The organism is Fimbriimonadaceae bacterium (assembly GCA_019638775.1).
Lineage (GTDB): Bacteria > Armatimonadota > Fimbriimonadia > Fimbriimonadales > Fimbriimonadaceae > JAHBTD01.
On sequence record JAHBTD010000001.1, the window covers coordinates 993,390 to 1,007,315 of the forward strand.

Here is a 13,926-nt window from a genome sequence, read left to right on the forward strand (position 1 = left end):
GGCTTTATCAGCCGTTCGCTATCTTTTTTGCGCTCGGGGCTAACCGCTGCTTATCTCACCTCCCCCAAACCCTCAACTCCACAAGGTGAACACCTTCATTGGCGGAGTTGGAGAGCATGTTCACCTTGACGTATCGCGCAGAAACGGGGCTAATCGTGTGCTCATCTCCTGAAGCCGACACGGGAACGGAGTTCTCACTCTTGTCCACGACCTTTGTCCAGGCTTTGCCGTCGGCGCTAACCTCGACTGTGTAGCGGTAATATCGCCGCCCATCCCAGTAAGGAAACACGTCGATCTTGTCTATGCTGTAGACCTTTTGTAGATCGACCTGGAGCCACTGGGGTGATGGGCTTGCCCACCAGCTTGAGCCGAGATTGAGGTTATTATCCACTGCAAACTCGGGAACCTGGGGGCCCTGTGTCCCTCCCGAAACCGTCACCGGCTTTCCGGTAGCGAGGTTCGGTTTTCCGCTGACGTCTTTGTAAAACGTACGGGTGGACTCTCGCAGTGCAGCGAGCTTCTTGCCGTTGAGTGAGGTGAAAATGGCGCGGATCGTTGTTGTTTTATCAATCATGATAGGCTTGCTATAGACCAGAGAGTCGGGCGTCGGTCTTTTGCCGTCGGTGGTATATCGGATGGTGAGGTTTCTTGAGTCAGCTTGGAGACGGACCTCGATGCTGTCCTCAAACCTTGCGATATCGTAATCGTCGGGTCCGTTTTGCATCAATCCAGACACTTTGAAGACGGGCCCCGCCGCCAATATGTGCAGAGCCTTGTCCGTCTCAGTTAGCCTCGTTTCGAACTGTTCGTAAGTGATCTTGGGATTCTGGTTCCACGTCCGCTCTGCCATCGCCGGGACCACCCTCCTAAGGTGGTCAAAGACCAGATACTCCGGCTGCTCCCAGGCGCACACCTGCCCACCGATGATCCGCTCGTAAGTGGGCACTTCAAACCAAGTTGCAGCCGGATAGAAAGTGGTGTGTCGCCCGAATTTACGCAGATCCCAATCAAAAACTTTCTTGGGTGGCCAAACGTGCTTATTCACGACATACAGAGGAGTCCACGCGGCGTTGATGACGGTATAGCCATCGTCGAGGAGATCGGTGGGCAAGTAATAGGCCGACTCGAACTCCATAATCGTGACGTCTTTTGGGATGGGAAACTTGCTGCTCTTGTTGCGACCGAACCCCTCCCACACGATCATCTTCTTGCCCCGCTTCTTCACCATCTCGTTGGCTTGGGTGAGAAAGAGCCGAAAGATCTCGTGGCTGGCATTGCCGGATAGCCCATGCTTGAGAAACGCTGCCTGGAAGTCGGCGTGTTGGTGGGCGTTGGAATAGTCGGCCTCGTCGCCGCCGATGTGGAAGTAGGGCGATGACTTGAAGACTTCGCACATCTCCCCAATCAGCGTATCGACGGCATTCAGCACCTTTTCATTGGCGAAGTTGAGCGTGGAATGATGCTCGTAAGGCTTTGTGCCGAAGATCTTGAACAGTTCGGGCATGGTGCGTATCATCGCCGCGGTGTGCCCGGGAATGTCGAATTCGGGGATAATGGTGACCCCTCTTGCGTCGGCATAGGCCACCAATTCTTTCAGTTCTGCTTCTGAATACGTCGGCCCGCCGTGCTGATTGCTTGAATTGAGCTTGGGGAAGGCTTTACTGGGGAACGTGAAAGCCTGGTCGTCGGTGAGGTGAAGTTGGAGATAGTTGATTTTGTACCAGCGGCACATCAGCACGATCTGCTTAAGCGTGTCGATGGAGTGGTACTTGCGGGCGACATCGACGAGGACCCCGCGATATTCGGAGTCGGGGGTGTCGCGGATGGTGACGGAGGGAACATGGGATTGCTGCGAATTCGGATTCATCGTCTTGACGTCAATCATCTGGAGGAGCGTGGTCATTCCCCAAGCCAGAGCTTGTGGATCGCGCCCGACAATTTCAATCTTCTCACCGCTCTCGATGCGATAGGCAGTCGGTAGAGTGCGGTCGATCTTCAGCGTCAAGGCAGCATCTTTTGGGTTTTGAACAAGTTTCCAGGAGCATCGGCCCGCGTCGGTACTGTCTTGCATAAAAGCTTGAACGTACGGGGCCAGCGTCTTGTCAGAGAAGTTCAGTGGGACATCTTTCGCCAGAATCAAACCCTCGCCTTGTCTTTGGATCACCGACTTAGGCTGGGGGAGGAGAGGCAAGTCCCTTGCGGCTGTGGCCTGTGAAAACGTAAGCGCAGCAAGACAAGCAATCATGGCAAGTTCATTCTAGCCACAAGGGCACTGCTGTGAAGTCAATCTTAGGGGATCGATTGCTCGATCTAACCTATGGTGTGCGTTCCTGGAATCAGCACATGCTTCATGCCTTGCCAGAAGAATTCAGCCTCAACTGGCGTCTCCACTAGTACTTTCTCATCCTCGTACCGCACGCGGAGCAGCCCGTCAGGATGGGCGATCTGGGCATCGAAGCGTCTGAGCGACCCTGGCTTGGGCGCGATGCGGGCTCTCTTCCATCCGGGTGCAATGCTGGTGACCCCGGCAACGAGCTGGAAGAAGCCAAGAATCGGATGTGCCGACCAGGCATGGCAGTCCGACCGCGTGGGCTCCGGCGTCTCGGCAAAGGTCGTCAGGCCGTTTTCAATCATCTCCTTCCACGGCCCCATCAACGCCATATAGTCGTCGGGCTGCATGGCGAGGTGCTTGTAATACTGGAAGTAGTAGGTGCATTCGGGGGCGTTGGCGGCTTTGAGGGCTTCAGCGGGCCAGGGGTAGGGGGCGTTGCCGTGAAAGAGCTGGAACACACGGCGCAGCGCCTCCGAATGCTCATCAGCGATCTGCTCCATCTTGGGGAAGGTGGGATCACCGAAGCTCCCGTCTTGCAGCCAATCCCTGGCAGCCTGCGCTAACCGCAGAAGAATCTGGTGCATCGGCGCGTGAAGCCCGCCGCTTGGCACACCCCACCGCCATCCTGGCACCCAGTCGCCAAAGCACCAGAAGGGAGCCGCTTCAGGCAGGCTCTTGAACGCCTCACAGATTCGGTCAATCTTGCGGATCAGGTCGGCGCGGGCTTCCTCGCCTATACTGTGAGCAAATTCTGGGTCGTAGAAGACGGCATCCCATACCATCATCACCCACCATAGGCTGAACGGCGGGATCACTTGCGGCTGGCGCGACGGATACCGCGACTGCGTCAGCCCATTCTCCATGATCGACCAGCCGAGCGTCTCGACAGCGTTGCGGGTGAGCGCCCGGTCTCGGCCCAGGTAATAGCCGATCAGCGCTTGGATGCGGGTGTCGCCGACATACTGGAGCTGCTCGTAGTAGGGGCAGTCGAAGTAGGTCTCTCCGGCGCATCGCTCTGCCGTGCGTACCGAGACACGCCAAATCTTCTCGACCCAAGGATCGTCCGCCGTGAACCTCGATTCCTCTTGAAGCGGGTAGCCCGTTTCGATGGCGTCGATAGCCTCGATCTGTACAGGAATATCGGTTTCTATTTGAATGTATCGATAGGTTCTCCACCAAAGTGGCTCGGCGACGCCACCCCCATGATCGAAAAGGAAGCGGTCTTGATAGCCCCGAATCTCTTTGCCCTCAAGCTCGTCGCGGTGGCCCTTTTCGTTCTTGCCGACAACCCACGGAGCCTCGGCATAGGTGACCTTCACCGTCGCCTTCTGCCCCTTCTGTAGGGTTCTTGCCGCGATCCGGGGATAGGCGCAAAGGAGCTCGCCGTAGTCGAGGATCAGGGGTTGGCCGGGAAACAGATCGATTTTAGATTTTGGATTTTGGATTTTGGATTGATCGGTCGGCTGGGAGATGTCAGATCTCTGATCGTTGATCGCCGATCGCGCAGCCGGAGAAGCGGCCCGGACCTCATACCGCATCAGCGGGATCGAGCGCGGAATCAGCATCCACGGCGTGCCTCCGCTCAATGTTCCGCGCTCCTCGGCTTGGCTGATGACGTGGGGGGGACGCCACTCCAGTGTATCCCACGGATTCAGAATGATTTCTGGGGGGAAGTAGGGAGGGGGCTGCGAGCTCGTTAGGTAGGGAGGAATGAAGCCGCCGGGTTTGGGCTCCGGTTCTTCAGACGCGGGAGTACCCCACCCCCCTGCCCCCCTCCCCATCGCGACTTCGTCGAGACGAGGAGAGGGGGTTAAGCTGGTGTCGATGATTTCCCCCGGACCGTTGTCGATATAGAACTCTCCGATTCCTGAGTGCATCATGTCGAAGGTCCAGCCGTCCAGCCGTGTAACTTTCCAGTCGGCGGGGGTGGATATGAAAGCATGTTGCAAGTACGCGGGGTGCCTAGAACCAGGCTCCTCCCCCTTGAGGGGGGAGGCAGTGAGCGTTAGTGAACTGGGTGGGGGTGAGGCAACGCCCCCGCTCTGGCCCTTTTCACCCCCACCCCATCCCTCCCCCGTCAAGGGGGAGGGAGAACGAAGAGATTCCATCACAAACGCCGTCCGAACCGTGTGCTGGGCCATCGGCGCCCAACGCCCGAAGTTCCAGACCAGCGCAATGATCTCGTTGGAGCCTTCGACTAGATAAGGAGCCAGGTCCAGCGTCTCGTAGAACCAATGCTTCTCGTCCCCGCGCTGGGGACCAAATGCCAGCATCTGCCCATTCACATAGAGCTTGTAGCGGTTGTCGGCGCTGACCCTCACCCAAAAATCGGGCGTTTTCGTTTCGAGGGTAAAGGTGCGGCGGAAGGCAAAGACGCCGAGGTCTTCGCTCGGATGTGCGGCAGGGCCGATCCACTTGGCGTTCCATTGGCCGGGGTTGAGGTCCACGGCTTATTCTGGCTTTCTTGATGAGTTGATGTCTGAGATCAGAGACCGGAAATCAGAAATCTGATCTCCGGTTTCCGATTTCTGACTGCCACGCAACCTAATGATCCGGATACAAGCTCCGCATCAGGCTCTTCACCTGGACGCGCAGTTCTTTATCCCGAGTGATCATATCGCTGATCTTTTGGTATCCGTGCATCATCGACGTGTGGTCGCGGTCGCCAAAGAGCGTGCCGATATGCTTCCAACTGTCGCGAGTCAGTTCGCGCGTAAGAAAGACGGCGATATGGCGAGCGTGCACGATGGGAGCCTTTCGCGAGATGCCGCAAATGTCTTCGACGGGGATCTTGAAGTGCCTGCTCACCGAATCGACGATCTCGGTGAATCCGGGCTTGGAGTTCGGTCTTTCGCGGTAGTGTGCCTCAATCAGCTTTTCGGCGAGCGAACGGTCGATCTGAAGATTCTCGATGCTTGCGAGTGCGGCGAGTTTGGTGAGCGCCCCTTCCAGTGTTCGGATGTTTCCGGGAACGCTCTCGGCGAGGAACATCGCCACTTCCGGCTCCACGGTCACCCGCTCTTGCTCAGCCTTCGAAAGCAGGATTGCGCAACGCGTTTCGGTATCGGGCATCGCGATGTCTGCGACAAGACCCGATTCAAAGCGTGATCGGAGTCGCTCGTCCATAAGTGTCAGATCGCGTGGCGGTCGGTCGGATGTAAGAACGATTTGTTTACCCAGCGAGTGAAGATAGTTGAACGTATGGAACACCTCTTCCTGAGTTTTGTCCTTGCCAGCGACAAACTGAATGTCATCCACGAGCCAAATCCCGACGTTGCGCTGCATGCGTCGAAACTGCTCGATTCGGTTCGTTTGCAGGGCGTGGACGAACTGCTCGGCAAACTGTTGCGCCGAGATGTAAACCAGCGGGTAACGCGGGTCTTTGGCTAAGATCGTCCTTGCGATCGCATGGAGTAGGTGGGTTTTGCCAAGCCCAGATGGGCCGTAAATGAATAGGGGATTGTACTTGGCACCGGGCTCGTCGGCGACGGACTTTGCTCCGGCAAAGGCGAGTCGGTTGCTTTGGCCAACCACGAACGTTTCAAAGCAGAACTTCTCTGCAGGTCGAAACGAGGGATCCGCCCCAACGGACAGCTTCACGCTGGAGTCATCTGCTTTACCAAGCAAGGCTGATTTTTCACGGGCCTCGCTCAACAGGTTGACGGCGATCTGCTCGCCAAGTTCATCGCTGAGCATCTCGGTCAGTTTGTCGAGGTATCGCTCGCGGACCCATTCGTGGACGAATCTTCCAGGGGCAGCCAGAACGACCACACCCTCCTCGAATCCGGCGGCCTTGAGCGGCTTAATAAAGCGCTCAAACCAAGCCGGTGAGATCTCGGCAGACAAACGCCGAAGCACCTGCTCCCATGCGCCGCGCAGCCGTATCTGTAAATCGGAATCGTCCAAATTGTACTGGTCCATAAGGTCCTACTTAAAGGAAAATCAAGGGCCCCGAAATCTCTCTTGCCGAGAGCTGGGAACAGCATTATACACAGGATTGGCGGGCGTGAAAAGGGCTTTCGGAGATCATTTTGAAAGAAAAGGTCGACCTGCTCTAAATAGTGACTTTAGGTGTCATGCTGAGTGTTATTTTGAACTTAAAACCTAGCCAAATACATGTCACATGTGTGATATGTGCAACGCTCTCGCGGACAAGTACAATGGTTCCATGACAAAAGCGTTGGGAGTGCTGGCTGGGCAAGACATGCCAGATGACTTGCTCATGAAATGGGCATCCAGCGCAGACCTCCTTTTCGCCGCCGATGGAGGTGTCAACCGCCTTCACAAGATTGGGATAAAGCCCACGGTCGTGATCGGCGACATGGACTCCGCCGAAGGCGGACCGCTCGCCGAAGCCCTTGCAGAAGTGATACACCTACCAGGTCAAGAGGTGACCGATTGCGACAAGTTGCTCGAATATGTGGAAGCCCAAGGACACAGCGCGATCACCCTTGCCGCCGTCGAGGGCGATAGAATGGATCACATGCTCGCCACGCTGCACAGCGCCGCTCGCTCGGGGCTTTCGATTCGACTGGCCTTGCGCACGGGAATAGGCTGGGTCTTGCGTGCCGGAGACGAGGTCGATCTTGCGACCCGTGTGGGGAGGCAAGTGTCCTTATTGCCGCTCACCGCCGTGGAAAGCTGCAGTTTCAGGGGGGTTGAGTGGCCCCTTGAGAAATCTCCTCTAAGTCCCCTCGGACCGACGAGCATCTCCAACCGCGCAGTTACGGAGCACGTTCATGTGCATCTGATCGACGGTGCGGCAGCGGTCTTTCTTGAAGTTCCCCCAGAGGAGCTTCCCCAATGGTGATGGAGGCGGGTTGGGACAGTTAGCGACGCTGGATTGGGTGGTTGTTCTCGCCTTTATCGGGCTGATCCTTGCGCTCGGATTTTCAGCAAAACTGCGCGACAATTCGGTTCTGCAGTATCTCACCGCTGGGCGCGCGCTCACTCTTCCGGTCTTTGTCGCCACTTTGGTGAGCACCTGGTACGGCGGCATTTTGGGGATCGCCGAATCTGTCAGTTTCTACGGTATCGGCACATGGGTGATGTTCGGGGTTCCCTTCTACGTCTTTGGGCTCATCTATGCGTTTTTCCTGGCGAAGAAGGTGCGTGAAGCGGACCAGATCAGCATCCCTGAAAGGCTCCAGCTACGCTACGGGCGGGGTGTTGCCGTCATCGGTGCGACCCTCGTCCTGATGCTCGCCGTTCCTGCCGCCCATGTGCTGATGCTAGGGGCGCTTGTCCACTTCTTGACCGGGTGGAGCCTCGGCGCGTCCGTCCTCATCGCGGCAGTTGTCGGCACGCTGTTCCTCTATAAGGGCGGGCTTCTTGCGGACGCTCGGGTATCGGTTCTGGCCTTTCTGATGATGTACGTCGGGTTTGCCGTGATCGTGATTTGGTGCCTGATGCGGATGTCTCCAGGAGAGGCAGTCGCTGCCATCGGCAACACGCCAAAACAGGGGCATCTCCTTCAATGGGACGGCGGGGCTGGCATCGTTCAAGTTGTTAGTTTCTTCATCATCGGCGCGTGGACGCTGGTCGATCCAGGTTTTCATCAGCGCGTTGCAAGCTGCAAGAGTCCAGAAGTAGGAAAGAAGGGCGTATTGGTCAGCGTTGGGTTTTGGGTTCTCTTTGATTTACTGACCATCTCCACTGGCATGTACGCGATCGCCATGAATCACCAATCGCCTTCTGAGGCAGGCGCTCTTGGCGGGATGCTCCTCTTCCCTTCATTTGGTCAAGCCGTCCTGCCGTCGGGCTTGTACGCCGTTTTTCTTTGCGGGATGCTTGGCACGATCGTTTCCGCGATGGTCGGCTATACGCTCGTGAGCGGAGCAAGCATTGGGCGCGATATCGTTGCTCGGTTCAAGCCAGGCGCTGACGATGCCCATATCAAGCTCTGGACGCGTATTGGCTTTGGTATCGCCACCGGACTGGCGATTACGCTTGCGCTGAACATCGAATCGGTGGTTAGTCTGTGGTATTTGTGGAGTGGAATTGTCGTCGGAGCCCTCTTAATCCCGGCTCTTTCGGCGTATGGAAAGAGAAGTCTGAATGTCTCGCCGCTCTGGATTATTGTCTCGATGGTCGTCTCGTCCCTTGCGACATTGGGCTTGTTGATCTACGGACTGCGAACCGGAGACGCATTTCTAACCGTCACCTGGTTAGGAAAGACATTCAGCATAGGAACGCTGGCCCCAGGATTGGCAATTTCAGCTTTTATCCTTGGGTTAGGCAAAACCCTAGCCATAATACGGGGTAAGCACCATGGTTGAGAACGATAACCTATCTGTAGCAGAGGTCGAAGAACCGACCGATGCAGTCGTCGAAGAGACGCCTGAAACCGCTGATGCGTCAGCCGATGTCGAAGCGCCAGAAGCACCGGAGCAGGAGGAAGATTTTGCCCCTGCAGGTCAGGCGCGTTTGATCGTTAAACGGCAAGGCATTGAGACCGACAGCGTTTTTCCGCTTAATCCTCCTTCGACAATTGGACGCTTTGATCCGGGTGTTGGCCCTATCGATGTCGATCTTGCCGATCTACCCGAGGGTGTTTATGTCTCTCGAAAGCACGCCAAGATCACTTGTGAGGATGATGTTTGGAAGATCGTCGATCTCGGCTCATCGAACGGCACTTTCGTTCTACGCGACGACTTTGAGCGTGTGGAAGAGGCCGAATTGGCGGATGGCACCGAGTTTGCGCTGGGCAACGCGCGGTTTGTCTTCCGTCTGAGTTAAGTCCAGACCCGATTGGAACATAGAGGCCATCGTTAGCGATGGCCTCTATGTTTATCTATGGCGGCACGATCCAGCCGCTTTTGTGCGCCTACCTTCTGAGATACAGGCCCAGGCCCTTAGGAACATCTTTCTTCGTTCCGCCCTTTTCTCCTCCAGCACTACGCTGGAGACAAAGATGAACATCAAAAAGATCGCACTTCTCGTCGCTATTCCCGTCCTCGCCATCGGTTGGTATCTCTTTCATCCCGAACTGCTGTTCGTGAACAAAAGTGTCAACGAAGGTCTCCCTGCTGCTGGGCAGATGGTTCAGACGATCTCGCAAGGGAGCTTTCAGAGCTATGCTCACGAGACCAAGGGGATTGCGAGCGTTGTTGAAAGCGACGGTAAGAAGTACCTTCGTTTAAGCGAGTTTTCGACCTCGAACGGCCCCGACGTCCGTGTGTATTTGGTGAAGGGCTCGGACAGCGCTGAGGACTCTGTCAAGAAAAACGGTTACGTTGAGCTGGGCAAGCTGAAGGGGAATATCGGAGATCAGAACTATCACATTCCAGATTCGGTGAACCTCGACGAGTACAAAGCCGTATCCATCTGGTGCGCTCGCTTTAGCGTTGGGTTTGGAGGGGCAACGCTTAGCCAGAAGTGACGGATTAGGAATGATTGAGGCATGGGAGGAGGCTGCGATGTCATGCCGCTTGGATCGCTTTCTTCAAGGCATCGAGTACGGAGATTGGCCTCTCTTCCCATTCTTCATCCCTCAACCTTGCTAACTGGGTACCCTCACGGCACAACCGATGCTCCAACGCCATCAGCCGCTTGCGATATACATGGAAGGAGCCCTCGATGTCGATATCGGCAAGATGGGCTTTGGGATTCTCCGGTATTCGCCGAACCCAGTGGCGTGCGTTATCGACTCCCGCTTCTCGGGCAGAGATCAGCAAGACATCACTCGCATACCCCGCTCTTGTCCGGTAGTCGGCAGCGTGGCAGAAGCCATTTCGAAGGGCGCAGAAGTGCTTGTGCTGGGAACTGCCCCACCAGGAGGCTTGATTCCGCAAGCTTGGAACAGCGCTATTCAGGAGGCCATCAATGGAGGACTGAGCATCGTCAATGGCCTTCACGACCTCCTGGCCCCAAGGTTTCCGAATCTCAAACCCGGGCAGTGGGTTTGGGATGTTCGACTCGAACCCAAAGACCTTGGCGTGAACGAAGGCCGCGCCCGATTACTCCCAAACAAGCGCGTGCTGATGATCGGCACAAGTATGGCGGTCGGCAAGATGACGGCCGGCCTGGAGATTTACCGAACCGCGCTGAGCCGGGGTATTAAGGCGGAGTTCGTCGCCACCGGCCAGATCGGAATCACAATCATGGGCTCGGGCGTACCACTTGACGCCGTGCGTGTGGACTATGCCGCAGGAGCCATCGAACGCGAAGTGATGTGCGTTGCCGAGGCTGAACTGATCATCGTGGAAGGTCAAGGCGCGCTGATTCATCCGGGAAGCACCGCCACGCTTCCTCTCTTGCGCGGCTCGATGCCCACCCACCTCATCCTATGCCACATCGCCGGCATGGACATGCTAAATCGCGTGTCGTGGGTGAAGGTGCCGCCCCTTCGCGACTACGTGCGCCTTTATGAAGACCTTGCCGAAGCTTGCGGCACATTTCCCCGGCCCAAGACGGCGGGAATCTGCGTGAACACGTTCGGGTTGGACGAAGCCGCTGCGAGGGAGGTCATCCAACGAACACAGGACGAAACGGGACTGCACGTGACTGATCCTGTGCGGTTTGGGGTGGATGGACTTTTGGAAGCCTTAGGGTAGAACACCCGCCCTCGGTTCGCTATCGCTCACCGTCCCTCCCTCCAGGGAGGGAAGTTCAAAGCGAAGCGTGACACAGGGAGGGTGCTGTTCGACCTGGACGTAACGAGCGCTTAGCTCTTCGCGCCGAACTTTCGCTTCCAATCGTCGATCAAGCGCAGAGCTTCGATGGGGGTTAGCCGGTTCACGTCCACTTTGTCCAGCTCCTTCATCACCGGAGGCGGTTCCACGTCGAACAGCGTGAGCTGAAGCTTTTGGCTGGTGGTGGAGACTTTTGGCGCAGAAGAGCCCTGCTCTAGCTCGTCCAACAGCTCCTGCGAACGGATCAGCACCGAATGCGGCACGCCCGCCATCTTCGCTACGTGGATGCCGTAGCTGCGGTCGGTGCCGCCGGGAAGGACGCGGTGCGTCCAGACCACGTCGTCCCCAATCTCCTCCACGCTCACACGGTAGTTAGAGACAGTGGGAAGTTGATCGGCGAGGGCGTTCAGTTGGTGATAGTGAGTCGCAAAAAGCGTTTTTGCCCCAACCATTGCCAGGTGTTCGATCATCGCCCAGGCGATCGCCATGCCGTCGTAGGTGCTGGTTCCTCGCCCAACCTCATCGAGAATGACCAAGCTCCGCTCGGTCGCGTGGTTGAGTATGTTCGCGCTCTCGATCATCTCGACCATGAAGGTGCTCTGCCCCAGCGCAAGCTCGTCCTTCGCGCCGATGCGGGCAAAGATGCGGTCGCATATCCCCAGGCGGCAACTCCTGGCGGGGACGAAGCAACCTACCTGAGCCAGCAGAACAATGAGCGCGGTCTGGCGCAGGTAGGTGGACTTTCCCGACATGTTGGGACCGGTGAGGATGACGATTCGATTTTGGATTTGGGGAGCGGAGTTGGGGGCATTGGATTGTAGATCGTTGATTGCAGATTGTTGATTGATTGGCTCTCCGGCCTCTACAGGATTGCCGATAGCTGATAGCTGATCGCCTAATCCCTCCCGATCTCCGGTCTCCGATCTCTGATTTCCGATCTCTGATTTCTGATCCCCGATAGCTGATTGCTGATCGCTTGAACCCTCCCGTTCTCCGGTCTCCGATCTCTGATCTCCCAACTCCAAATCATTCGGCACAAACGCCGAATTCTGCGCCTCAACGACTGGATGTCGCCCTGCCTCGATCTCCAGTACATCCTCGTCAACCAGTTCCGGCCGCACATAGCCCCGGTACGCAGAGACCTCGGCAAAGGCACACAGCACATCAATTTCGGCGATCGTCTTAGCGGTTTGGAGCAGCGCCCGAGAATGTTCCGTTACACGGTTTCTCAGTCTGTAAAAAACATCCGTCTCCAGCCCGATCGCCTTTTCGTCGGCTCCCAGCACCAGGGATTCGTGCTCCTTCAGCGCAGCGGTGATGTATCGCTCCGCATTTGCCGTGGTCTGCTTGCGGATGTAGTGGTCAGGGACTTTGTCCAACTGCGACTTCGATATCTCCAAGTAATAGCCAAAAACTGAATTGAATCCAACTTTCAGATTGTTTATTCCAGTGGATTCGCGCTCGGCCTGTTCGAGGTCGGCGATGTACTTCCTCCCGTTTCGGGAGAGGTCGCGCAGCTTATCCAGTTCGATGTCGTAACTCTCTTTGATGATGCCTCCGTCACGGATGGTTAGCGGTGGCTCGTCCTGTAGGGCCGAATTCAAGAGATGCTTCAGCTCGTCATGATCCGAGACCAAGCCCAACAACTCCAACAACCTGCCACTTGACAGCCGCCCGAGCTTTCCAACCAGCGACGGCAATGCTTGGAGGGAGTTGCGCAGGCCGACGAGATCGCGCGGTCCCGCCATCCCGGTGGCGCATCGTGAGACAAGGCGCTCAATGTCGGAGATTTTGCGCATCTCGTCTTGAAGATCACCCCTGATCAGATTCTCCCGGACCAGCTTCTCCACCGCTTCATGACGCAGCTCGATCGTCTTGCGGTCAAGCAGAGGCTGCTCCAACCACCTGCGCATCTGGCGCGATCCCATCGGGGTGCGCGCGGCATCAACAACCGATAGCAAGGTGTACTTCTTGGAACCGTCCTGTAGGTTTTGGGTGATCTCCAGCGAACGGCGGGTGGAGCCGTCCAGACGCATAAAGCTTTCAACGGAATACGTCGATAGCGAGTCGATATGAGCAAGCGGAAGGCCGTTCTTCTCGGCGTAACTGAGAACCATTGAGGCCGCGATCACAGCGCTCGGTTTGTCGTCGCAGCCGAAGCCATCCAATTGCGCCACATTGAGCTGCTCAAGCAGTCTTCTGCGTGCTCGATCCAGTGCAGGTTGCTGGACCTCAGTCACCGCAGAGCCCAAGCCTGTCGCTGAGATTTCGCCAAATGGCGACGACGAGGGGCCGACCAAAAGCTCGGTAGGCTTGAGCCGGGCAAGCTCTTGTACCATCCGGTCATCCAGATCGCTCCCTTCAACTTCCGTGACGGCAAACTCCCCGGTGCTGGGATCGAGTACGGCAAGTCCGATTCGTCCATCAAGCGAACAGATCGCGGCAAGGAAGTTGTTCTGCCCGGATTGGAGCATCGCATCCTCAACTAAGGTTCCAGGCGTAAGGATGCGGGTGATGCCGCGCTTGACGAGGCCCTTGGCCTGTTTGGGGTCTTCCAGCTGCTCGCAGATGGCAACCTTTATCCCCTGCGAAAGCGCCTTGGCGAGATACTTTTCAAAGGCATGATACGGCACTCCCGCCATCGGCATGCGGTCGCCTCCGTCCTCGCGCGAAGTGAGCGTAATCTCCAACGATGCGGCGGCCTTCTCGGCATCCTCGCCATAGAATTCGTAAAAGTCCCCCACACGGATCGCCATGAGCACACCCGGATGCTCCGCCTTGAGGGCGAAGTATTGTTTGAGCATGGGGGTGTTGCCTTTCACGGTTTTCCTATCAAACGTAACGAATATGTAGCCGCACACTAAGCCTGCATTCCAGGGTTGAGACTTAAAGCCTGTGGCTGCTACGACGTACACTCACGGCAAAGCATCCTGCCTTGCGATTTCTCGCACCTTGGAGTAT

The 13,926-nt window shown here is 56.7% G+C and carries 9 protein-coding genes; 5 read left to right on the forward strand and 4 right to left on the reverse strand.

Features of this window, described 5'->3' with window-relative positions; genetic code table 11:
- Positions 1 to 55 precede the first annotated feature (55 nt).
- The 3 genes from KF784_04650 to dnaA all read right to left on the reverse strand — a co-directional run bounded on the left by KF784_04650 (position 56) and on the right by dnaA (position 6,253).
- A complete protein-coding gene (locus tag KF784_04650) occupies positions 56 to 2,245 on the reverse strand; it encodes a family 20 glycosylhydrolase (GenBank protein ID MBX3118333.1) in 2,190 nt (729 codons plus the stop codon).
- Between the two features lie 65 nt (positions 2,246 to 2,310).
- Positions 2,311 to 4,779, reverse strand: a complete 2,469-nt coding sequence (locus KF784_04655) for a hypothetical protein (GenBank protein ID MBX3118334.1) — start codon at positions 4,777 to 4,779, stop codon at positions 2,311 to 2,313.
- 97 nt (positions 4,780 to 4,876) lie between these two features.
- The gene (gene dnaA, locus KF784_04660) at positions 4,877 to 6,253 is read right to left on the reverse strand and encodes a chromosomal replication initiator protein DnaA (GenBank protein ID MBX3118335.1); all 1,377 of its coding nucleotides are present in this window, start codon (positions 6,251 to 6,253) and stop codon (positions 4,877 to 4,879) included.
- A gap of 247 nt (positions 6,254 to 6,500) precedes the next feature.
- On the opposite strand from dnaA, the gene KF784_04665 reads away from it, so the two are divergent.
- From KF784_04665 to KF784_04685, 5 genes are all read left to right on the forward strand, one after another.
- Positions 6,501 to 7,142, forward strand: a complete 642-nt coding sequence (locus KF784_04665) for a thiamine diphosphokinase (protein MBX3118336.1) — start codon at positions 6,501 to 6,503, stop codon at positions 7,140 to 7,142.
- A gap of 10 nt (positions 7,143 to 7,152) precedes the next feature.
- The gene (locus tag KF784_04670) at positions 7,153 to 8,610 is read left to right on the forward strand and encodes a hypothetical protein (protein ID MBX3118337.1); all 1,458 of its coding nucleotides are present in this window, start codon (positions 7,153 to 7,155) and stop codon (positions 8,608 to 8,610) included.
- Positions 8,603 to 9,070 carry an FHA domain-containing protein gene (locus tag KF784_04675; protein ID MBX3118338.1) on the forward strand — a complete coding sequence of 156 codons (468 nt, stop codon included), beginning with the start codon at positions 8,603 to 8,605 and terminating at the stop codon, positions 9,068 to 9,070. The genes KF784_04670 and KF784_04675 overlap by 8 nt, the downstream gene beginning before the upstream one ends.
- Positions 9,071 to 9,245: 175 nt before the next feature.
- Positions 9,246 to 9,713 (forward strand): DM13 domain-containing protein, encoded by a 468-nt coding sequence (locus KF784_04680; GenBank protein ID MBX3118339.1) that lies wholly within the window; start codon positions 9,246 to 9,248, stop codon positions 9,711 to 9,713.
- A 148-nt stretch (positions 9,714 to 9,861) separates the two neighbouring features.
- Positions 9,862 to 10,887 carry a DUF1611 domain-containing protein gene (locus KF784_04685; GenBank protein MBX3118340.1) on the forward strand — a complete coding sequence of 342 codons (1,026 nt, stop codon included), beginning with the start codon at positions 9,862 to 9,864 and terminating at the stop codon, positions 10,885 to 10,887.
- 110 nt (positions 10,888 to 10,997) lie between these two features.
- Here KF784_04685 and mutS read toward each other — a convergent pair whose 3' ends face one another.
- Positions 10,998 to 13,787, reverse strand: a complete 2,790-nt coding sequence (gene mutS / locus KF784_04690) for a DNA mismatch repair protein MutS (protein MBX3118341.1) — start codon at positions 13,785 to 13,787, stop codon at positions 10,998 to 11,000.
- Between the last annotated feature and the right edge of the window lie 139 nt (positions 13,788 to 13,926).